This window comes from Olivibacter domesticus (genome assembly GCF_900109575.1).
Taxonomy (GTDB): domain Bacteria; phylum Bacteroidota; class Bacteroidia; order Sphingobacteriales; family Sphingobacteriaceae; genus Olivibacter; species Olivibacter domesticus.
The window spans coordinates 164050-186534 of sequence record NZ_FOAF01000005.1 but is presented as its reverse complement, the minus strand read 5'-3'; the positions used below and the strand labels follow the sequence as shown (position 1 = coordinate 186534).

The window sequence follows — 22485 nt, the reverse complement described above, 5'->3', positions numbered from 1 at the left end:
CTAATTCATGAAAATCGCTCTAGTAGGGAATCCTAATACGGGAAAATCGACTTTATTTAATAGTTTAACGGGTTTAAATCAAAAGATTGGAAACTTTCCCGGTATTACGGTAGATAAAAAAACAGGTCATTGTAAGCTTTCTAACGGACAACAAGTGGAGGTAATCGATTTGCCGGGATGTTATAGCCTTTATCCTAAAAGCAAGGATGAAGCTATTGTGCTGGAAGTGCTGACCAATCCAAAAAATAGTTCCTATCCAGACTTGATCGTAGTGGTTGTAGATGCAACTAATCTCAAAAGAAACCTCTTGCTGTTTACCCAAGTTGCCGATTTAAAGATCCCCGTAATTTTAGCGCTAAATATGACAGATGCCGCGAGAAAAGAGAAAATCGTGGTTGATATCGATAAAATGTCTCAAAAACTAGGGGTACAGGTCGTTCCTATTAGTGCAAGGAAAAATGAAAACATCGAGTTATTGAAACAATCAATTGCCGATGCCCCTGCGATAGCGCTGCAAAAGGAAAGTATTGCGGTAAATGGAATAGCGCCGGAATTAATTGCACAGATTAAGAATGACATAAAGGTAAAACAAGACTATGTAGCGCTGTTATTAGCACATCAACATGAAATTTTAGATTATCTCACGGACGATGAAAGTAATCATATTGAGTCTTTAGAACAGGTTAATGCCTTCCATTCTGAAAAATCTCAAACGCGAGAAACTATTGAGCGATATGATTTCATTAGCCGTGTTTTAAATGATACGGTAACACAATTACCTAAAAATATTGCAGACACTCCTACTGGTAAAATTGATAAGTTTCTAACACACAAAGTTTGGGGTTTCGTGTCGTTTATAGCAATTTTGCTGCTTATATTTCAAGCGATCTTTGCCTGGGCTGAATATCCAATGGGCCTTATCGAAAACTTTTTTGCGTGGTTAGATGAGTGGGGAAGGCATTATGTGCCGGAAGGTGTTTTGGCTGACCTAATTTTTGATGGGATCTTGGCAGGATTAGGTGGGGTATTAGTGTTTATCCCGCAAATAGCTATATTATTTGGTTTCATTGCCATACTGGAAGACACGGGATACATGGCAAGAATAACGTTTTTGATGGACAGAATAATGCGCAAAGTAGGACTAAACGGAAAGTCGGTAGTGCCTATGATTGGCGGTTTAGCTTGTGCAGTACCTTCCATTATGGCCGCCCGCAACATTGAAAGCTGGAAAGATCGTATTATCACTATTATGGTGACTCCCCTCATCAGCTGTGCTGCAAGACTGCCGGTGTATACCCTGTTAATCTCATTAGTTGTTCCGAATGATAAGCTGTGGGGCTTCTTCAATTTGCAAGGCTTAGCGTTAATGGCCATGTATTTGATCGGTACCATAGGAGCAGTGGTGGTGGCGTGGGTGATGAAGAAAATAATAAAAAGTAAAGAACGTTCTTATTTTATCTTAGAGTTACCGGTATATCGGACACCTAGGTGGAGAAGTGTGTTTTTAACGATGTATGAAAAAGTAAAAACATTCGTGCTGCAGGTAGGAAAAGTAATTATTGCGATGTCAATCGTACTTTGGGTATTAGCAACTTACGGGCCCCCGGGCCGCATGGATGCCATTGAGGAAAAATATCAGTCGGCTACCTATTCAGATAAGTTTGCACCTGAAGAAATAGAATATATGGTGTCATCAGAAAAGCTTGAAAACTCTTATGTTGGAATTTTAGGGAGAACTATTGAACCCGTTATTCGTCCGTTGGGATTTGATTGGAAAATAGGAATTGCACTGATTACATCGTTTGCAGCACGGGAAGTTTTTGTTGGGACAATGGCAACTATTTACAGTGTGGCGGAACCTGAAGAGGACACGTCTACTATTAGACAGAAGATGCTTAACGCACGGGACACAATAACTGGTGAGCCTGTTTATACAGTTGCTACAGCCTTCTCTCTGATGATATTTTATGCTTTTGCTATGCAGTGCATAAGTACTGTTGCTGTCGTTTATCGCGAAACTAAAAGCTGGAAATGGCCCGTTATTCAATTGTCTTATATGACAGCATTGGCCTATTTTGCATCACTGATCGTTTATCAAGTTTTAAAATAGTGATGAATGAGAAGAGTTAGGTAGTTGAATCGTCGAGTAGCTAAATAGTTAAGTGCTACTCGAACTCACAATGGTAATTACATCTTTTATGTCTTGCTTCTCTTAATACTAATAACTAATAACGAAAAACCAATAACTAATAACAAAGTATCGAGGTGATCGAAAAAACTGCTCGTGCATTAGAAAAGTATGTGCCAAAAGAGGCGGCACCTATTATTGCCCGTTGGATTCATCAGGCACCCTGTATGTTCAAAATTAGCAAAAGCAGATTGTCTAAATTTGGGGATTACCGTTCACCCTTTAAAGATAAAGGACATCGGATTTCTATAAACCATAACCTAAACCCCTATGCTTTCCTCGTAACAACTGTGCATGAATTCGCCCATTTAAAAACGTGGAACGAACATAAGGCAAAAGCAAAACCACATGGCAGCGAATGGAAGAAAAACTTCAAGTTGTTGATGGAGCCTTTCTTTAAATTGGGAGTTTTTCCAAAGGATATACAGCAAGCGGTACATGTTTACCTAAACAACCCAGCGGCATCGAGCTGTAGTGATCTCGGTTTATTTCGTGCCTTACAGTTTTATGATAAACCGAAAACCGGACATTCAAGGGTAGAGGAGCTACCCCACGGAACCTCTTTTATATTACCAAATGGAAGGATGTTTAAAAAGGGCGAAAAACTGAGAACCCGTTTCCGTTGTGAGGAAATTGGTTCTGGACGCATTTATCTTTTCAGCCCAGTAGCTGAAGTGAAGGTAATGGGGTAAGTAGTTGCTCAAAACTCGTAACTGGCAACTCACAACTAATCTAATAAAGTTCTTTCATCAATTTTTCAAAGGCCTCCTTCAGTTCGGTGAGTTCTTGTTCAACTTTGGATAAGCGGCTTTCAAGCGCAGTTGTGTCCGCTGAAAATGTAGATGTGGCTTCATTAAATTCGAAGCTATCGAAGTCGGGAATACCACCGAATAGGTGCATATAACGCACTTCTTTTTGGCCGGTTCTTTTTGGCACCTGAATAATCATCGCGGGCTCCTCATGACTAAGCTTATCAATAAAGCCCTGAATCTCACTCAGCGATTCGAACTCATAAAGCCTGCCGGAATTGCTATTGATTTCCCCTATTGTTAAAGGGCCTCTTAAAAGTAGCAAACATAAAATAGCTACTTCCGCGGGAATGATAGGGTAAACAACACTTAATGTATGTCGGTACTTAATGGTTCTGCTAGAACCACCTGTGGCTGTAGCCGCCAGTCCCTTTTTTCTGAGTGTATCTAAGGCCGCCACAATCGTATTATCATCGTATTGAACCACTGGTTTGCGTGCCGATTTTTGGTTACACGCCGCGGTCAAGCTGTTTAATGTTAATGGGTAATATTCTGGAGTGGTTTTACTTTTTTCCATTAAAGCGCCCAATACCCGCTGCTCTTCATTTGTTAATATAGGTAAGGTTATATGTTGTTCCATGGTTAAAGATAGGAAAAATACCTAACTTTGTCCAAACATTGCGCATTATGGATTTAGCAAAGGCACCCACACTTCCTGGTAAATATTGTAGATCATTGACAAGCTATGAGCGTTGGTTAACACGGGAAGTTACTATTGGTGATATTCCCATGGGTGGGAACAATCCTATACGTATTCAGAGTATGACAACAATTGATACGATGGATACAAAGGGATCCGTGGAGCAGACGCTACGTATGGTGGATGCCGGCTGTGAATATGTGCGCATTACGGCCCCTAGCATTAAAGAGGCAAATAATTTAGCTGAAATAAAGAAAGAGCTGCTAAAAAGTGGTTGTAAAGTACCCTTGATTGCTGATATACATTTTACTCCCAATGCGGCAGAAGTGGCGGCGCGGATAGTTGAAAAAGTGCGTATAAATCCAGGTAATTATGCGGATAAAAAGAAATTCGACCAATTGTCGTATACGGAAACAGCCTATCAGGCAGAACTAGAACGAATTCACAAAAAATTTGCTCCCTTAGTTAAAATCTGTAAAGAATACGGTACCGCCATGAGAATCGGAACGAATCATGGTTCGCTGTCTGACAGAATTATGAGCCATTATGGCGATACACCGGAAGGCATGGTTGAATCGGCATTGGAATTTATTAGAATTTGTGAAGATTTGCAGTACTACAATCTGGTAATTTCGATGAAATCGAGCAACCCGCAGGTGATGGTATTGGCTTATAGGCTTTTGGTTGAGAAAATGGTGGCTGAAGGAATGAATTATCCATTGCATCTTGGAGTAACAGAAGCTGGGGATGGCGAAGATGGAAGGATAAAATCGGCCGTGGGTATTGGGACACTTTTAGAAGATGGGTTGGGGGATACAGTTCGGGTCTCTTTAACAGAAGAACCGGAATTAGAGGCACCTGTGGCCCAAGCATTGGTAAATAGGTATGTAAAAAGAGCGCAACCCACAACGCATAACCCACAACTCACTACGCACAACCCACAACTCACAACTCACAACTTAAATGGCCGCCGGGATACTACCGAGGTAAATGCATTCATTGGGGGCTCTATGGTGCCAAGGGTAGTAGTTGACCTCTCCGGAAAACGTTTAGTAGATCCGATGGTATTAAAAGACGTGGGTTATATTTACGATCCGCTTTTGGATAAATTCCATATGGGTGATCAATCGGTAGATTTTGTTTATTTCGGAGATAGCCTGCCATCCTTTACAATGCCTGGGAATTTAAAGCAACTGTATAATTATCCGACTTGGTTAGCCTTACAAAACAAAGAAAATGCTCATCCCTTATATTCATTGCAGGAATACCTTGATGCTAGCACTCATGATAGTCATCTAAATTTAATAAGGTTAAGTTACGGCGATCTTGAACTTGAATTATTTCAGCAAATTCCATTAGACAAAACACTGGTTTTCTTGTTAGAAACGACTAAAGAACATGGGATGGCCGATCAGCGACAATTTTTCTTCAAACTACAGGAATGGGGCTTGGACGTGCCGGTAATTATAAAGAGAAGTTATCATCCGGATGATTTTAAAGGTCCTGTGGGAGATATTCAAAGCGCAGAAGAACCTATATCTAAATTACAGTTATATGCGGCAACAGACCTGGGGGCGCTCTTAATTGACGGTATGGGTGACGGCATTTGGATAGATGCTGCTGCAACCCCAACGAATAAACTTGTTTCAGCCTCTTTTGCTATTTTGCAAGCGACCCGCTCACGAATATCTAAAACGGAATATATTTCTTGTCCAAGCTGTGGTAGAACATTGTTCGATCTACAAGAAACAACCCAGATGATACGAAATCGCACGAATCATTTGAAGGGTTTAAAAATAGCGATCATGGGCTGCATTGTAAATGGTCCGGGCGAAATGGCTGATGCTGACTATGGATACGTGGGCGCCGGGCCAGATAAGGTGACTTTATATAGAGGAAAGGAAGTGGTTAAGAAGAACGTGGGATCTGCTGAGGCCTTAAATGAACTTATTGAAATTATACGTACCGACGGCAACTGGGTGGAGGTGAACTGAGAAACAGCTTGTATATAAAAAACTTAATCCAAGCTCTATTGTTATGTAATAGATTTTTATAAGATAATCCTCGTAATCTTTGATATTTATTATGGCAAAAAAAGTAGCCGATCAATTGGTCGAAACCCTTCTAGATGCTGGAATCAAGCGCGTATATGCAGTAACAGGCGATAGTTTAAATGAATTTAATGATGCTGTTCGAAGGAATGGTAAGTTACAATGGATACATGTTCGACATGAGGAGGTGGGAGCCTATGCGGCGGCGGCAGAAGCTGAGCTTAATGGTATCGCCTGCTGTGCGGGCAGCTCGGGGCCTGGGCATGTGCACTTAATTAATGGGCTGTATGATGCAAATAGGTCGGGAGCACCTGTGCTAGCCATTGCTTCTACCATGCATACAGATGAAATGGGATCCGATTATTTTCAAGAAACAAATACCATTAAACTTTTTGATGATTGCAGTGTGTATAATCAGATAGCTACTACTGCTAAGCAATTTCCACGGATGTTACAAGCCGCCCTACAGCATGCTTATAGTAAAAAAGGAGTAGCTGTTATTGGCATGCCCGGTGATGTGGCCATGGCGAAGGCGGAAGAAATTCAAACCGAGACAAAATTAATGCGTAGCACATCCATATCACGACCTGGAAAAGAAGTGTTACAGGAATTAGCTGATCTGTTAAGTAGCCATAAACGCATCACTATATTTTGTGGAATTGGATGTAAAAATGCTCATGATGAAGTGGTCGAGCTTGCAAAAAGAGTAAACGCTCCTGTGGGCTATTCTTTTAGAGGTAAAATGTATGTTCAGTATGATAATCCAAACGAAGTAGGCATGACTGGTTTGTTGGGGCTGCCGTCGGCTTATCATGCAATGCATGAATCTGACTTACTTCTTTTGCTGGGTACAGATTTTCCTTATAAGGACTTTATGCCTGAAAGTTGTGGAATTATCCAGATTGATGAGAAAACCGAACGCTTGGGGAGAAGAGCTAAACTTAAAATGGGTTTAACGGGAGATATAAAAGACACACTGGAAGCGTTATTACCACTAATACACCAAAATAATGATCGTAGCTTTTTAGATGCACAACTGAAAGTTTATGAGAAAGTTAAAGAAACGCAACAAACATTTGTGAAGGATCAAGGCCGACCTGATAATATTTCACCGGAGTTTGTGGCCGATACAATTGATAAAATTGCAGCTGATGATGCGATTTTTACCGTTGATACGGGTATGAGCTGTGTTTGGGGTGCTCGATTTATTAATGCCACAGGCAAAAGAGAGCTATTAGGATCTTTTAACCACGGCTCCATGGCAAATGCTATGCCGCAAGCTATTGGAGCAGCTTTGGCTCGTCCTGACCAGCAAATCGTTGCCTTTTGTGGGGACGGGGGCTTGTCCATGTTATTAGGTGATTTGGCAACCATTGTTCAGTATAATTTGCCAATTAAAGTGGTGGTATTCGACAACAGATCATTAGGAATGGTGAAATTGGAGATGGAAGTGGCAGGTTTACCTCAATGGCAAACGGATATGTACAACCCTGACTTTGCAACGGTAGCAATGGCTATGGGAATGAAAGGGTTATGTGTTAGCGAGCCCGAAAAGGTGGGCGAGATATTGGAAGAAGCTTTTACTTATGAAGGACCGGTATTAATTCATGTAAAAACGAACCCGAACTCCCTAGCAATGCCGCCAAAAATTGAATTTTCTCAAATGAAAGGATATGCTATAACCATGGGCAAACTAATCTTAAATGGACGAATGGATGAAGTGTTGGAGACGGTGAAAAGCAATTATAAACATTTGAAGGAGTTATGAATTGTGAATGATGAGTGATGAATTCTTGAAGCCCGTGTTTTACCTCTTGATACCGATCGCTCAGGCCTAATAGGTAGTTAAATGGTTGAATAGTTAAGTAGTTGAATCGTTAAATAGTTGAATACCTGAATAGTTAAATGGTCGAATCGTTGGGTAGCTAAATAGTTGAACAAATAAATAGGTTTATTGTGAATAATAACTGTCTTGCTACTTGCGTTTTGATACTAATAACTGGCAACTAACAACTAATATAGAATATAGTCTTGATACTTATGTCTTACGTCTTGATACTAATAACTCACAACTCATAACCGGCAACTCACAACTAATATTAGAATCATTCAAAATAAGTTTGTTTTCCGTTTAATAATTTCAAGCTTAATCCTTAAGTTTGCATTTAATACAATTGTGAAGATTTGCCTTGAACTTTTACATCATATATATTTTAGTCGCCATTATTTTGTTTAGTTTTTTGGCTGCCTTTACATTGTTCGCAGTATATGCCGAACGAAAGGTAGCCGGATTTGTACAAGATAGGTTAGGACCTATGGAAACGGGTAAGTTCGGAAGCTTACAAACCATAGCCGATATTTTAAAACTATTACAAAAAGAGTTTATTTCACCAGCAAATTCAGATAAGCTTTTATTTGCCGCTGCACCTGTTGTTGTATTTGTTGCTGTTTACTTAGGTTTTGCTGCGATGCCATGGGCTCCAGATTTAGCACCTGCGGCTTTAAATTTAGGTTTGTTTTACGTGATTGCTATTATTTCAATCGAAGCCATCGGGGTACTAATGGCTGGCTGGGGATCTAATAATAAATTCTCTCTATTGGGGTCTTTACGTGCTGTAGCGCAAATTGTTTCGTACGAAATACCAGCCGGATTGGCTTTAATAGCTGCAGTAATGATCACCCAGACGCTCAATATGCAAGAACTTACCATTAATCAGGGGGTTTTAAGTAATGAAAGATTACTCTTTTTAGGACTGTGGGATGTAAGCAAGGTAGGAGGATTTTTAGCTTGGAATATTTTCCAGGCACCACATCTGATGCTCGCCTATATAATTTATTTCATAGCATCACTTGCAGAATGTAATCGGGCACCATTTGATATTCCTGAAGCAGAATCTGAGTTAGTATCGGGATATCATACGGAATATGGCGGACTCCGTTTTGCTTTTTTCTTTTTGGCAGAATATTGTATGATGTTTCTGGTGTCGATGATTGGCGTGGTATTATTTTTAGGCGGGTGGAATACCCCTTTGCCAAATATAGGGACGGTAAAATTGGCCGAATGGACAACTGGTATGTGGTGGGGAATTGCATGGATATTAATAAAAACCTTGTTGATTGTAGGCCTTCAAATATTGATACGGTGGACCTTGCCAAGATTAAGAGTTGATCAGTTGATGAGCCTTTGCTGGAAGGTATTAACACCATTAGCCTTTTTATGTATGGCCATTTCTGGTGTTTGGCGAATTATGGTGATGGTGGGATAATGGGATTTAGTAGCGAAATAGTTGTTTGTTGATTAGGTTTTGCAGCTGGCAACCAGAGAACGATTATGGGACCGGAAGCTGGCTGTAGGAAACTGAAAGTTAAATAAATATGTTAAAGAGAACTTTACATGCATTTATTACAGCAGCGAAAGGGTTGAGTTTAACTCTTAAGCATCTTTTTGCTGCTCGTAAAGCACGTGAGGAATTAGATATAAAACAGGAAAATTACTTTGAAAAACAACAGGGTGTAACAACGATACAATATCCTAAGCAGGAAATACCGATTCCTGAAATAGCAAGATATCAGTTAGATGTAGAAATAGATGATTGCATTGTCTGTGATCTTTGCGCCAAAGCCTGTCCAGTCGATTGTATCGATATTGAAGCAATTAAAGCAACTGAAGTAATCGGAAAGACTTCTGACGGAAGTGTAAAACGCTTATATGCTGCTAAATTTGATATTGATATGGCAAAATGTATGTATTGCGGATTATGTACAGTTGTTTGTCCAACCGAGTGTATCACGATGACTGATAATTATGATCGTAGTTTCGCTAAGCTCTCTGATTTGGTTTATGAATTCTCTGAAATGAGTGAAGCTGAAATAGAAGAGAAACGCGCAGCATTGGCCCGTTCACAAGCTGAAAAGGAGGCAGCCAAACGCAAATAATGATGATAAGCTTGATTCTCTTTTATTTGCTTGCGGCAACAGCTATTGGTTCTGCCCTATTGATTGTTTCTTTGAAAAATTTAGTAAGAAGTATTTTTTTATTTTTCGTTACGCTTTTTTCTTTAGCGGGTTTATATGTATTCGCTTTGGCAGACTTTATTGCTATAACACAGGTTATCGTGTATGTGGGAGGTGTTTTAGTACTCATGTTATTTGCTTTTATGTTATCTAATCGAGTCTTATTGAGTGACGTAAAACAAGGTTTTAAAGGGGTGTTTGCCTTGCCGAAATGGCAGGGATTACTCATTTCGCTTGCAATTTTCTTTTTATTACTTTCCATAGCCATGCAGTTTAATGGGCATGAACCACAATGGATTACTCGTTCAAAGTCTGAACAAACACTTATCCTGTCATCTGATAATACGATACATCATTTAGGTATAAATCTCATGACACGATATGTGCTTCCATTTGAGGTGATTTCTGTGTTTTTAATGATGGCATTAATGGGAGCTGCTCATTTGGCTAGAAAGGAGGAGCAAAAAGTTTGATTACCTTAACTCATTTCCTAGTCGTAAGTGCGTCGCTTTTTTCTATCGGATTATATGCTGCCTTGTCAAAAAATAATGCCATTATGGTTTTAGTTGGTATAGAATTGATGATTAATGCCGCTATATTAAATTTTGTTGCCTTTGGAAGATATGATAAAACCTTATACGGAGGGCAATCATTTGCTCTTTTCGCTATTGTGTTGGCAGCGGCAGCAGTAGCAGTAGCATTGGCAATTGTACTGAACGTATATAAACATTATAAAAGCATTGATCCGAACGATATAAACGAATTGAAAGATTAAATGGGAGACTCAACTTATATATCGTTGCCGATTTTAATTGCGTTACTTGCATTATTTGCACCCTTATGTTCTTTCTTTATTTCGGTAATAGGCGGGAAAAGTATCAAAAGTGGTCTGCCTGCCACCTTAATGATAAGCATTAGCCTGGTAGCAGCTATTTTCTTATTTGTTAACATTTGGGACAGAGAGGCCGTTTATCAGCAGATTTCGTGGTTTACAATCGGCGAACAAGAGTTTAAAGTGGGCCTGGTACTCAATAATTTATCGGTATTGATGCTGCTGTTGGTTTGTACGATCGCCTTACCTGTTCACATTTATTCAATATGTTATATGAGAGGAGATAGGGGCATTCATCGGTATTGGATGTATCTCAGTCTGTTCTGCTTCGCTATGTTAGGACTTGTGCTGGCAGATAACTTATTGCTCATGTATATTGGATGGGAGCTGGTTGGTTTTGCATCTTATTTATTAATAGGATTTTGGTTTACGAAGGAAGCTGCAATTAAGGCTAATAAAAAGGCTTTTCTAATTAACAGAATAGGAGATTTAGGGTTCCTCATTGGAATAGCGATCGTTTATAGTCAGTTTCGTACTTTAGACCTGTTAACGTTATTTGGCGACAATGGAGTTGTTAAACAAGCTATAAATGATGGTGTGACATGGGGTTTTTCTGGCAGAGAAATGCCTGCTGCTTGGCTAAGTATCGCTGGAATTGCTTTCTTTCTAGGGGCGATGGCCAAGTCTGCTCAATTTCCATTTCATATTTGGCTACCTGATGCGATGGAGGGCCCTACGGCTGTTTCTTCTCTGATACATGCCGCCACGATGGTTGCCGCGGGTGTATTCATGCTCGTTCGTATATCGCCATTATTTGATGATGTGGTACTCATGCTAATAAGTGCCGTTGGTGCATTCACGGCATTTATGTCGGCTACCATTGCACTTACACAACGGGATATAAAAAAGATCTTGGCCTTTTCCACCATCTCGCAACTTGGTTTTATGATGGTTGCCATTGGGATAGGTCAGTTTGGGACGGCTATTTTTCATTTGGTTACGCACGCGTTCTTTAAGTGTTTATTGTTCTTAGCTGCAGGGGCTATTATTCATGAAATGCATCATTTAAAAGGGATTAGCGGACTGGATTTTGATACACAGGATATCAATAATATGGGTGGATTACGCAAATTTATGCCCAAAACCTTCTGCTTAACATTGGTTGCAGCGTTAGCGCTAGCTGGTCTACCATTATCTGCAGGCTATCTATCAAAGGATGCAATCTTGATTTATTCTTTCGAATGGGCAGAGCTTCATCAGGGAATTTGGATTATATTGCCCTTGTCTTTACTGTTAACGAGTGCTTTGACAGCGTTTTATATAGCGAGATTTGTCTTTAAAATATTCTTTGGAGAATTTCAATTGAAAAGAATTTTTACTAAGAATCTGCATTTACATGAAGCACCTAAATGGATGCTTTACCCTATGTTTTTTTTGGGGATATGTTCACTCTTTCCCTTGTTTTCATATAATCCTTTTCTCTTCGAAGACGTGTGGGTGCTCAAGGGTTTTGACATAACAGAATCTCTTCAACGGGTAAATATTTATCATACGGTTGTTCCCGCTGCGGTAAACGGCTTAAGCATTGTTGTCATTTTTGTTGCTTGGAGATGGTATGCGCGGCTAAAGTATCCTATAAGGTTGTCCTCAGGGTTTTTGTATAGGTTTTCAGTATCGCAATGGTATGTAGATCTTGCATATAACCATTTAGTGGTAAAATCTATTCTTCTTATCTCGAAGTTTTTATATGGAGTTGATCGGCAGTTAGTGGATGGTACCGTCGACAAGTTGGGAAAGATAACCCTAACCCTTTCAAGCATTGCTGCTTGGCTGGATAGGTATTTAATTGATGGTCTGGTGAACGGAGCAGGTAAATGGTCTTTTGCAATAGGCAATTTCTTGAGAGGCTCTCGTAATGGGAAGGTACAACACTATATGCTGAGTATGTTTTTGATTTTTTTAATTGTGTTACTGTTCTGCCTTAAATTTTTTTAGGTTCTTTTATAAATTAATATGAACTGGTTATCCATTTTAATTTTTTTGCCCTTATTGGCTGCTGTTTTTGTGCTGATACTGCCCACATCGCTGAAAACGATGTATAAGTATTTCGCTTTGGGCGCCTGTGTTGTTCAATTGGTGATTGCTGCTTATCTATATGGACAGTTCAATGGGGCCTTAGCAGGAGTTAACACAGTTGATACTTACCAATATGTGGAAAAATTACCGTGGATAAGATTGAACCTTGGTAGTTTAGGCCTACTTGAAGTTGATTATTTTGTTGGTGTGGACGGTTTGTCTATTCTGTTTTTATTCTTAACAGCGCTCGTTATGCTCATTGCTGTAATAGCATCGTGGCATATTGATAAACAGTTAAAGGGCTTTTTTGCTTTACTTATGTTGCTGAATACCGCCATAATGGGCGTTTTTGTCGCACTCGATTTTTTCTTGTTTTATGTGTTTTACGAGGTGATGTTATTGCCTTTATACTTTTTAATTGGAATATGGGGAGGTGCGAGAAGAGAGTATGCTGCTATTAAATTTTTCTTATATACTTTGCTAGGATCTGTATTTATGTTATTGGTAATGGTCGGGCTCTATTTTTCAGTGACAGATCCAAGTACAGGGCATCATACTTTTAATATGTTGCACATGATGAATCCGGCCAATTTTAGTGAGGGATCTATCTTTTCTCCTCTGGTAAATTATGAGTTATTTGGTGTTTCAGCGAGATTATTGGGCTTCATTATCCTTTTTATAGCTTTTGCTATCAAAGTGCCCATAGTACCTTTACATACTTGGTTGCCGGATGCTCATGTGGAGGCTCCCACACCTATATCTATTATTTTAGCGGGCATACTATTAAAAGTAGGCGGATATGGTATCTTACGTATCTGCTTCAGTATTTTTCCTGATATCGCGTGGATCAGCGCTTGGTGGTTAGGGCTTATTGGTGTCGTCTCCATTCTGTACGGCGCTTTGAATGCATTAGCACAACAAGATCTAAAAAGGCTTGTGGCCTATTCATCTGTGTCACATATGGGTTTTGTGTTGTTGGGTGTAGCGTCTTTGACTCCAGAGGGATTAAGTGGCGCTATGTTTCAGATGGTCAGCCATGGTTTTTTATCAGCCATGTTATTTTTCCTGGTGGGCATGTTGTATGACAGGGTGCATGACCGAATGATTTACAATTTTAGGGGATTAGCTACGCTTATGCCAACATATACAGCGTTTGTTGCTATTGGCTTTTTTGCCTCTTTAGGTCTTCCGGGTTTTTCTGCTTTTATTGCGGAAGCATTCACTATAATAGGTGCCTTTAATGCGCAAAGTGTTAATGGTTTGATACCAAGATGGATGGCAATAGGCGGGGCTGTTGGCATTCTATTAAGTGCTGCTTATTTTTTGTGGACCTTACAGCGCATGTTTTTTGGAAATACCAGGTTAAAAGGCGGAGAAGAGTGGCAACGATTGCTATATGACGTGAATAGACGCGAAGCGATCGCGCTGGTGCCAATGGTCGGATTGGCGCTTGTATTAGGCATTATACCTTCGCTTGCTTTTGATAAAATTAACGCTTCTGTACTTTCTCTAATCAACCTGGTAAATACCTATCATCAGTAAATAGCCTAAAGGGAAAGAGTTTATGCAGGAATATACACCACATATAAGTAGTTTATTAAACAAGGTAATAGAAGGTTTGCCCTTTCTTTTACCTGAATTACTATTGACGCTTACCTTTTTATTGAGCATTCTATCTGGTGTGTTTTTAAAAAAGGGGTATATAATATCATGGTGGATAGTTGTTGTTGGGTTGCTATTTACGGCCCTTTTTACGGTTAATCAGATTTTTTGGCCTGCAAAAACACCTGTCTTTTTTGGGATGATCCTGCCTGATAGTAATGGAGCGCAATTGAAATTACTGATCACGATTACTAGTTTACTCTTTGTTGTTTTTATACATTATAACCAGGCAATCCGTTCACACTATAAAAAGGTGGACGACCTATTAAGTATTTTATTAGCCGTGCATATCGGTCTTAACATGATGACGATGGCGGTAAATTGGCTGATGACATATATTTCGATAGAGATGGTATCTATTGGCTCTTATATTATGGTTGGTTATCTATCGAAGGATAAAAAACAAAGTGAGGCTGCCTTGAAATATGTTTTATTTGGTACTATTTGTTCCGCAATAATGCTTTATGGGCTATCTTTAGTTTATGGATATACGGGTACGCTGACATTTACCGATAAATCTCATTTAATAGGGCTGACTAATATGCCTCCAGCTGCCTTTATGATCTCCATGCTTCTGGTTTTAACAGGTATTGGTTTCAAGCTTTCTTTCGTGCCTTTCCATTTTTGGAGTCCGGATGTTTATCAGGGAGCGCCAACACCGGTAACAGCTTTTTTATCCACAGCACCTAAAATAGGAGCTGTTACGCTGCTAGGGAGATTTGTGTTGACTTGGCCCGCAAATGGTTATGAAACACTTCCACGGGTCGTTTTTATTCTTTTAGCGCTTGCTGCTATTGCGAGTATGATATTGGGTAATTTTGCCGCCCTATGGCAAAGTAATGTAAAGCGTATGATGGCATACTCTTCTATTGGGCATACCGGTTTTTTGTTAATGATTATCCTAACAAACCCATCGCGATCCTTCGAAATATTATTTTTTTATTTAGCAGCCTATGTGGTAATGAACATGGGGGTATTTATGCTGGCAGATCGGCTAGAAGAGGGGCTTGGCTTAACAGATGTGTCTGCTTATAAGGGTTTAGGACGTAATTATCCTTCAACAATGGTTGCTATGACCCTATTGATGGTTTCTTTGACTGGCTTACCGCCTACTGCTGGTTTTGTAGCTAAACTATTGGCTTTTTCGGCAGCATTAACGGCCTTCCAGAGCGATGGACAGTATATATGGCTGGTATTAGTGATAACAGGCGCTATTACCACGGTTATAGCACTTTTCTTCTATTTTAAAATTCCTTTAAATGCTTTTTTACGAAGTAGCAGCAAAGAAGATAGCTCTTTGCCAAATAAACTTCCTCTAAACGGTTTGTTTGTAATTGCTCTTATTCTATCCTTTTTAAGCTTGTTGCTAGGGCTTTCTCCCGCTATTCTCTTAAATATTTAAATTGTTCGTTGAACAAACACTGTCGAGATCTTTTTCTTTTCTATTTGAATGGAAATGCTTGTTGGTAATAGCAATGAGATAACAAAATATTCGATTATTTGTTAAATTTATAATATTTATAGATTTTTTTAATAATTTTTTTGGTTTTTTGTGAATTTTGTTTGAAAATTTTATTTCATATTACCTATATTTGGCCAAAATATGAAGCCGTTATGAGTTATCCATTGCAAAATGTGAAAATAATAACCAATGGTGGTAGTATTGTTTGAGAAATGGTTTGTTTGATGAAAATAATTTATTATGAATACTAAAAAATCTACTATTCCTTTTATTCTTTTATTGTTATTAGTGTTAATCTGTTTGTTTTACCCTTGTGTTCCTGTCAATGACGTAGGTAAGATCGAGTATAATGGAGCCGATGTGGCTTGGATGTTGACTTCAACTGCTTTGGTGTTAATTATGACTCCGGGATTAGCTTTTTTCTATGGGGGGATGGTAAAAAAGAAAAATGTAATATCTACTATGCTGCAGAGTTTTATATGTATGTGTTTGGTAGCTGTTATATGGGTGGTCTTTGGGTTTAGTTTAGTTTTTGGTGAATCATGGCACGGCCTTATAGGAAACCCCTTAACATATTTTATGTTCAATGGCGTTATTGATGGACCGAACTGGCCAGCTGCACCCACTATACCTTTTGCGCTGTTTGCAATGTATCAATTAAAGTTTGCAATTATAACGCCAGCACTCATTACCGGGGCTTTCGCAGAGCGGATACGTTTTACTTCTTATATATTGTTCGTTTGCTTATTCTTTATTTTTATTTATGCGCCCTTGGCGCATGCAACTTGGCATCCTGAGGGTTTACTGGCGAGCATGGGAGTGCTGGATTTTGCGGGAGGAACAGTAGTGCATATGTCTGCAGGTGTTACAGCATTTGTTTCTGCCATTTTTCTGAAAAAAGGAAATAGTAATGGCCATGACCCGGCAAGGGTAACTTACGTGCTTATAGGAATGGGACTTCTATGGTTTGGATGGTTTGGCTTTAATGCGGGTTCTGCTTTTGGAGCCAATGAATTAGCTGCTTCTGCACTGGCCACTACTACTACTGCTTCCGCCGCTGCTGCTTTAGCTTGGATCTTTTTCGATGCTGCTCGTGGAAAAAAACCGACTGCAATGGGTGTTTCCATTGGTGTTGTTGTAGGCTTGGTAGCCATCACACCAGGGGCGGGTTTTGTTACAATACCTCACTCTATGATTATTGGTGTAGTGACGTCTATTATATGTAATCTACTTGTTGAGTGGCGAACTACGCGTTCCAACGTAGATGATACGCTGGATGTATTTCCAAGTCACGGTGTAGGTGGTATGATAGGAATGATTCTAACGGGTGTGTTTGCTTCTAAAGCTGTAAACCCTGCCATTAGTACGAATGGACTTTTTTTTGGTGAAAGTTCCTTGTTTTGGGCACAGGTGATAGGTTTAATAGGTTCGGTTGCTTATACTTTCATTGTTGCATTTATTCTATTACGTATTACCAATGCAATTAGTAAATTACGGGTTTCTCCAGAAGAGGAGGAGTTGGGCTTGGATATAAGCCAGCATGGCGAAAAATTATAATTTTTTACCGGCCGATTCATTGGCCGGTATATTCTTTTATGCCCTGGGAATGGGCTTATGATTAATTTTACAGTGTACTGTTTATTTTTTAGGAGCTTTCCTTTTGCTTAATTGTATAAATACGTAATTTTGCGTGCTCAATCCCAACTATGAGTGACTCAATTAAACACGAGTGCGGTATAGCATTAATTCGCTTGCTTAAACCTCTTTCTTATTACCAAGAGAAGTATGGTACGGCTCTCTATGGTATTAACAAACTCTATTTATTGATGGAAAAACAGCATAACCGCGGGCAAGATGGCGCGGGTATTGCAACCATTAAGTTTGACGTAAAGCCCGGGAACCGTTATATCAGCAGATATCGTGCGATGGGGGCTAGTGCTGTTTCTGAAATTTTTGAATATGTACAGCGCAAGTTTGCTGCCGTACAGCAATCTGATCCGGAGTTGTTCCAAGATTCTCATTGGCTAAAAGAAAACATGAGTTTTGTCGGAGAGGTACTGTTAGGGCATTTGCGTTATGGAACACATGGAAAGAATAGCATTGAAAACTGCCACCCCTTTTTAAGGCAAAACAATTGGATGAGCCGTAATCTCGTAATTGCAGGTAATTTTAATATGACCAATGTAGACGAACTACTAGAGCAATTATTCGAACTTGGACAACATCCAAAAGAGCAGGCAGATACCATCACAGTACTTGAAAAAATCGGACATTTTTTGGATACTGAAAACCAGGAGCTCTTTGATAAATTTAAAAAGGAAAATTATTCAAACGTTGAAATTAGTGCTTTAATTGCGAAGAATCTGGATGTTGCAAAGATTCTTAGACGGTCTGCAAAAACTTGGGATGGGGGGTATACCATCAGTGGGATTTTTGGCCATGGTGATGCTTTCGTTATGAGAGATCCTGCCGGAATAAGGCCTGCCTATTATTATCAAGATGATGAAGTAATGGTGGTAACCTCTGAGCGTCCTGCTATTCAAACAGCCTTTAATGTGAAGTTTGATGCGATTAAGGAAATTAAGCCCGGACATGCACTGATCATCAAGAAAGATGGGACGATCACCGAAGAAATGTTTCGTGAGCCTGTCGAGAAAAAAGCTTGCTCCTTTGAACGTATTTACTTTTCACGGGGTAGTGATACCGAAATATATAAGGAGAGAAAGGAGCTAGGTCGTTTATTGTGTCCAGCGATATTGAATGCTGTTAGCAAAAATATTAAAAACACCGTATTTTCTTTTATTCCTAATACAGCAGAAGTGGCCTTTTATGGCGTTATGGATGGTATTAATGCCTTTGTGCGTAAACTTCAAAAGGATACTTTATTAAAAAGGGCGGATAAAATATCAGATGGTGAATTAGAGGACATGCTCAATATAAGTCCGCGCTTTGAAAAATTAAACATTAAAGACGCAAAACTTAGAACCTTCATTACGCAAGATGCTGACAGGCAGGATATGGTCGCTCATATTTATGATACTACCTACGGTGTTGTAAAGGGAGGAGAAGACACTATTGTCGCAATAGATGACTCCATTGTAAGAGGTACAACTTTGAAACAAAGTATATTGAAGATATTAGACCGCTTAAACCCTGTGAAGATCATCATTGTTTCTTCAGCTCCACAAATCCGTTACCCGGATTGTTATGGGATCGACATGTCTCGTATGGGTGAGTTTGTAGCCTTTGAAGCGGCCATTTCGCTCTTACGTAAAAATGGTATGAACTATATTATAGATGATGTGTACCAAAAGTGCGTTGAGTCTTTAGATATGGATAAAGAAGTGGTTGAAAACCATGTCAAAGCAATTTATGAACCATTCACCTATCAGGAGATCTCTGAGGAAATTGCACGTATTGTAACACCTATTGGTATTAATGCTAAGGTAGAGGTTATCTATCAGACGCTGGAAGATTTACATATTGCTTGTCCAAAGAATAAGGGCGATTGGTATTTCTCTGGTAATTATCCAACTCCTGGAGGAAACAAAGTAGTAAATAGAGCTTTTATGAATTGGGTAGAAGGAAAGAATGTGAGAGCCTATTACTCGGCATAATAAATAAAAATTTAGATGTATCAGGTCGGGATTTTATTCCGACCTTTTCTTTTATAATATAGATACATATTGTCTTTAATAAAGGAACGTTTATTTTAAGCGCTGATCGCGCATATTCTTCTACTTTGTCCGCAACAAAGTATAGCAAAGTGCCTGGCGGGCTTGCTCCGTTGCAATCCGTGGCAACATGCTCGGCCGCAATAGAAGACATCCCCTCACACAACACTACCCTTCATTTATCTATTGCTCTATTTGAGATAGCTTCGCTAGGAAATTCATATTAGCATGTTTGACTGCCGATTGCTTCCTTCACAAACCTATGCCATTTTTGTCCTTCGCAACGGTTAGTGCTTGTTCGCAACTACTCTCCGTTCTGCTCGAAATGCCGCCTTAGTCAGTAGCGGTTTGCAGGTGGAGGCACTAGCATTGTAGCTACTGGGTACAGCGGCGAGTTTTGTCACTTTTGCGACCAAAAGTGGAAGACCTCGTTGCTATCAGCAACGGAAAGCAATCGTGTTGTAGGACGAACAATAAACCTTGATAAATTCAAATAAAATAAACATTCTTTCTGCACAGAAAAAGTAATGTTGAGGGGAGAGAGAAAAGAGTTATGAATTAAATAATGGTATGGGTGAAGACTAATTCGTACATCAGCCGCAGGGCAAATACGATGATGAGTGCCCCTGCAAATTTATTTATCTTATTTAACGTGCACTCTTCGATTTTGTGACTCAATTTGTCAGCATAAAAGGCTTTCACTGAGTCGATACCCAATTGCGTAAGTAATACACAAGCAAAGAATGGAATAATTCTTTTTAAGTCAAAATCGTTGCTAATAGATACTACACCACTCGTAACGCTTATCCAATATAACAACAACGTAGGATTGAAAATACACATAGCGAATCCTTTAATAAAGTAACCGCTGTGTTCCCGTTTAGAAAGGCATTTGCTTCGTTTAATGGTGACTTTCTTTAAGATATAATGTATGCCAACACCCAGCAGAACCACACTGCCTATTATTCCAAGAGGAAACAATATCTCCCTTTCCCTTGCTATATATGAAGAGCCATACAGTGATAATGCAACATAAAGAATATCTGCAACAAATACACCAAAAGCAAAGGATATACCTCCGTAAAAGCCCTTTTCTATACTTGTCTTTAGTAATGCGAAGAATGCTGGGCCAGTTAAGAATGATAAAATAATCCCCAAACCAACACCAGAAACGATAACTTCAATCATGTTTTTCCATTACTTGGTTGAGGTGCAATAATACAAAAAAAATACTAAATGAAAGTTTTAACAGAAAAATCTCACGTTGTTTTGAGTTAAGTGAATGGAGGATTCTTTATTTTTGTAGCGTTTTATCGTAAGATAAAAGACTCTTTTATACTGAATCTGTTCACAGATACCGTTCCGTGTAACACTTTTGAAACGTAACAATGATTAATATGGCGAAACCTAGTTTTGATGAGATCTTTATGAATTTGGCTTTAGAGCTGGCTGAACGTTCTCACTGCGTTAAAGCACATGTAGGCGCAGTGCTGGCAAAAGATACACGTATAATATCAATTGGTTATAACGGACCACCCTCGGGAACGCATAACTGTGACCAGGAGTGGCCTATAGAAGGATGTGCGCGCGATTCAAAGGGGAGCTGCTCTTTGGCGCTACATGCAGAAGAAAACGCGATCTTATATGCAGTAAAAAATGGAGCTGGTTTGCTGGGTGCTACTTTATATACTACTTTATCTCCATGTTTACCATGCGCACGTTTAATCTATTCTGCCGGAATTATTAAGGTCTTTTATAAGTATTCTTACGCTTCATATAAGGGGCTTTCGTCTGACGAAGGAGTTGACTTTCTAAATAAATTTGGTGTTGAAGCTGTTCAATTTGCTGGAAATTAAAATCTTTTCTAAGTTACTCCGCGTAATGGGAAATTGATTATTAAGTATATCTCTAGAAATTATCAGAACTATAGTGATTTTTGTTTGTTATGCTAAGCAAGCAAAAGAAATAAACATGAGTTTCGAAAAGATATACAAGTTGTTAGGAACAGATGCAGATGATTTGTTGAAACATAAATGCCGTACTGTTAAGAGAGACCAGCTACATTTGCCTTCCCCAACATTTATAGAAGGTGTTTTCCTTCCCTCCAATCGGAATGTACAAGTTTTACGGTCGCTAGCCGCTATTTATAGGCATGGTAGACTAAAAGATACAGGTTACATTTCAATTCTACCGATTGATCAGGGAATTGAACATACTGCAGGTGCATCTTTTGCTCCTAATCCAATGTATTTTGATCCTGAAAATATTATAAAATTAGCCCTCGAAGGCGGATGTAATGCGGTGGCTAGTACATTTGGGAATTTAGCGATGCTTTCTCGTAAATATGCCCACAAGATCCCGTTCTTAGTTAAATTAAACCATAATGAGTTACTAACATATCCTACAAAGTATAATCAGATCATGTTTGGGTCTGTTGAAGGCGCCTGGAATTTAGGAGCAACGGCCGTGGGAGCAACTATATATTTTGGATCGGAAGAATCGAGTAGACAGATAATAGAGGTGTCTGAAGCTTTTGAAAGAGCCCATGAATTAGGTATGGCCTGCGTTTTATGGTGCTATACCCGTAATAATGGGTATAAGAAAGATCAAGTGAATTACGAAACTGCTGCCGATATAACTGGTCAGGCGAACCACTTAGGAGCAACTATACAAGCCGATATTTTGAAGCAAAAGCTGCCGGAAACAAATGGCGGATTCACTGCAATAGGCTTTTCTAAGAGCGATCCTAGGATGTATACAGAACTGAGCTCTTCTCATCCGATCGATTTGTGTAGATATCAGGTAATTAATGGCTATATGGGAAGGGCCGGATTAATTAATTCAGGAGGTGAATCTAAAGGAGCAACAGATTTAGCTGAGGCGGTAAAAAGTGCAGTCATAAATAAAAGAGCGGGAGGTACCGGACTAATATTGGGGAGAAAAGCTTTTCAAAGACCATTTGAAGAAGGAGTAGAACTGTTGAATTTGGTTCAGGATGTTTACCTATCGTCAGAAATCACCATCGCATAGCGTCGTTAATTGCATATCAAATGCATTTTATCTATTTTGGGCCTTTG

The 22485-nt window shown here is 39.3% G+C and carries 17 protein-coding genes; 15 read left to right on the top strand and 2 right to left on the bottom strand.

From position 1 onward, the window contains the following. Positions 1 to 7: 7 nt before the first annotated feature. Both feoB and BMY50_RS18645 read left to right on the top strand, forming a co-directional pair. Entirely contained in the window at positions 8 to 2110 is a 2103-nt protein-coding gene (gene feoB / locus BMY50_RS18650) for a ferrous iron transport protein B (protein WP_093327379.1), read from the top strand. Positions 2111 to 2268: 158 nt separating this feature from the next. Then, a complete protein-coding gene (locus BMY50_RS18645) occupies positions 2269 to 2880 on the top strand; it encodes a SprT family zinc-dependent metalloprotease (RefSeq protein ID WP_202907887.1) in 612 nt (203 codons plus the stop codon). Positions 2881 to 2920: 40 nt separating this feature from the next. Here BMY50_RS18645 and BMY50_RS18640 read toward each other — a convergent pair whose 3' ends face one another. Beyond that, positions 2921 to 3577 carry a YceH family protein gene (locus BMY50_RS18640; protein ID WP_093327373.1) on the bottom strand — a complete coding sequence of 219 codons (657 nt, stop codon included), beginning with the start codon at positions 3575 to 3577 and terminating at the stop codon, positions 2921 to 2923. A gap of 47 nt (positions 3578 to 3624) precedes the next feature. Here BMY50_RS18640 and ispG point away from each other — a divergent pair, with 47 nt between their 5' ends. The 11 genes from ispG to BMY50_RS18585 all read left to right on the top strand — a co-directional run bounded on the left by ispG (position 3625) and on the right by BMY50_RS18585 (position 19351). Beyond that, positions 3625 to 5631, top strand: coding sequence for a (E)-4-hydroxy-3-methylbut-2-enyl-diphosphate synthase (gene ispG, locus BMY50_RS18635; RefSeq protein WP_093327370.1), 2007 nt, complete (start codon positions 3625 to 3627; stop codon positions 5629 to 5631). A 91-nt stretch (positions 5632 to 5722) separates the two neighbouring features. Beyond that, positions 5723 to 7456: a thiamine pyrophosphate-dependent enzyme gene (locus BMY50_RS18630; RefSeq protein ID WP_093327367.1), complete on the top strand. Its 1734-nt coding sequence runs from the start codon at positions 5723 to 5725 to the stop codon at positions 7454 to 7456. Between the two features lie 421 nt (positions 7457 to 7877). After that, on the top strand, positions 7878 to 8954 hold the full coding sequence (gene nuoH / locus BMY50_RS18625) for an NADH-quinone oxidoreductase subunit NuoH (protein ID WP_093327365.1): 1077 nt from the start codon (positions 7878 to 7880) through the stop codon (positions 8952 to 8954). A gap of 109 nt (positions 8955 to 9063) precedes the next feature. Then, positions 9064 to 9624: a 4Fe-4S binding protein gene (locus tag BMY50_RS18620; RefSeq protein ID WP_202907883.1), complete on the top strand. Its 561-nt coding sequence runs from the start codon at positions 9064 to 9066 to the stop codon at positions 9622 to 9624. After that, positions 9624 to 10175 (top strand): NADH-quinone oxidoreductase subunit J family protein, encoded by a 552-nt coding sequence (locus tag BMY50_RS18615; protein ID WP_093327360.1) that lies wholly within the window; start codon positions 9624 to 9626, stop codon positions 10173 to 10175. Before BMY50_RS18620 ends, BMY50_RS18615 begins: the two co-directional genes overlap by 1 nt. Beyond that, positions 10172 to 10477, top strand: coding sequence for an NADH-quinone oxidoreductase subunit NuoK (gene nuoK, locus BMY50_RS18610; protein ID WP_093327357.1), 306 nt, complete (start codon positions 10172 to 10174; stop codon positions 10475 to 10477). Before BMY50_RS18615 ends, nuoK begins: the two co-directional genes overlap by 4 nt. Further along, complete coding sequence (nuoL, locus tag BMY50_RS18605) at positions 10478 to 12529, top strand: NADH-quinone oxidoreductase subunit L (RefSeq protein WP_093327355.1); 2052 nt, start codon at positions 10478 to 10480, stop codon at positions 12527 to 12529. A gap of 18 nt (positions 12530 to 12547) precedes the next feature. Then, positions 12548 to 14152: a complex I subunit 4 family protein gene (locus BMY50_RS18600; RefSeq protein WP_093327353.1), complete on the top strand. Its 1605-nt coding sequence runs from the start codon at positions 12548 to 12550 to the stop codon at positions 14150 to 14152. A 22-nt stretch (positions 14153 to 14174) separates the two neighbouring features. After that, a complete protein-coding gene (locus BMY50_RS18595) occupies positions 14175 to 15674 on the top strand; it encodes an NADH-quinone oxidoreductase subunit N (RefSeq protein WP_093327351.1) in 1500 nt (499 codons plus the stop codon). Between the two features lie 300 nt (positions 15675 to 15974). Beyond that, positions 15975 to 17291, top strand: a complete 1317-nt coding sequence (locus BMY50_RS18590) for an ammonium transporter (RefSeq protein WP_093327348.1) — start codon at positions 15975 to 15977, stop codon at positions 17289 to 17291. Between the two features lie 149 nt (positions 17292 to 17440). After that, positions 17441 to 19351: an amidophosphoribosyltransferase gene (locus tag BMY50_RS18585; protein ID WP_093327345.1), complete on the top strand. Its 1911-nt coding sequence runs from the start codon at positions 17441 to 17443 to the stop codon at positions 19349 to 19351. Between the two features lie 615 nt (positions 19352 to 19966). Here BMY50_RS18585 and BMY50_RS18580 read toward each other — a convergent pair. After that, positions 19967 to 20596, bottom strand: a complete 630-nt coding sequence (locus BMY50_RS18580; RefSeq protein ID WP_093327342.1) for a LysE family translocator — start codon at positions 20594 to 20596, stop codon at positions 19967 to 19969. Between the two features lie 209 nt (positions 20597 to 20805). Here BMY50_RS18580 and BMY50_RS18575 point away from each other — a divergent pair, with 209 nt between their 5' ends. Both BMY50_RS18575 and BMY50_RS18570 read left to right on the top strand, forming a co-directional pair. Then, complete coding sequence (locus BMY50_RS18575; RefSeq protein ID WP_093327583.1) at positions 20806 to 21264, top strand: deoxycytidylate deaminase; 459 nt, start codon at positions 20806 to 20808, stop codon at positions 21262 to 21264. A 115-nt stretch (positions 21265 to 21379) separates the two neighbouring features. Further along, entirely contained in the window at positions 21380 to 22438 is a 1059-nt protein-coding gene (locus BMY50_RS18570; protein ID WP_093327340.1) for a class I fructose-bisphosphate aldolase, read from the top strand. Positions 22439 to 22485: the final 47 nt, after the last annotated feature.

What these genes read in the sequence shown, in the direction of transcription:
- BMY50_RS18575 (WP_093327583.1), top strand. Translation starts at nt 20,806, where the DNA reads ATGGCGAAACCTAGTTTTGATGAGATCTTTATGAATTTGGCTTTAGAG.
- ispG (WP_093327370.1), top strand. Translation starts at nt 3,625, where the DNA reads ATGGATTTAGCAAAGGCACCCACACTTCCTGGTAAATATTGTAGATCA.
- BMY50_RS18585 (WP_093327345.1), top strand. Translation starts at nt 17,441, where the DNA reads ATGAGTGACTCAATTAAACACGAGTGCGGTATAGCATTAATTCGCTTG.
- BMY50_RS18620 (WP_202907883.1), top strand. Translation starts at nt 9,064, where the DNA reads ATGTTAAAGAGAACTTTACATGCATTTATTACAGCAGCGAAAGGGTTG.
- BMY50_RS18640 (WP_093327373.1), bottom strand. Translation starts at nt 3,577, where the DNA reads ATGGAACAACATATAACCTTACCTATATTAACAAATGAAGAGCAGCGG.
- BMY50_RS18570 (WP_093327340.1), top strand. Translation starts at nt 21,380, where the DNA reads ATGAGTTTCGAAAAGATATACAAGTTGTTAGGAACAGATGCAGATGAT.
- nuoL (WP_093327355.1), top strand. Translation starts at nt 10,478, where the DNA reads ATGGGAGACTCAACTTATATATCGTTGCCGATTTTAATTGCGTTACTT.
- BMY50_RS18630 (WP_093327367.1), top strand. Translation starts at nt 5,723, where the DNA reads ATGGCAAAAAAAGTAGCCGATCAATTGGTCGAAACCCTTCTAGATGCT.
- BMY50_RS18600 (WP_093327353.1), top strand. Translation starts at nt 12,548, where the DNA reads ATGAACTGGTTATCCATTTTAATTTTTTTGCCCTTATTGGCTGCTGTT.
- BMY50_RS18580 (WP_093327342.1), bottom strand. Translation starts at nt 20,596, where the DNA reads ATGATTGAAGTTATCGTTTCTGGTGTTGGTTTGGGGATTATTTTATCA.
- BMY50_RS18590 (WP_093327348.1), top strand. Translation starts at nt 15,975, where the DNA reads ATGAATACTAAAAAATCTACTATTCCTTTTATTCTTTTATTGTTATTA.
- feoB (WP_093327379.1), top strand. Translation starts at nt 8, where the DNA reads ATGAAAATCGCTCTAGTAGGGAATCCTAATACGGGAAAATCGACTTTA.
- BMY50_RS18595 (WP_093327351.1), top strand. Translation starts at nt 14,175, where the DNA reads ATGCAGGAATATACACCACATATAAGTAGTTTATTAAACAAGGTAATA.
- BMY50_RS18615 (WP_093327360.1), top strand. Translation starts at nt 9,624, where the DNA reads ATGATGATAAGCTTGATTCTCTTTTATTTGCTTGCGGCAACAGCTATT.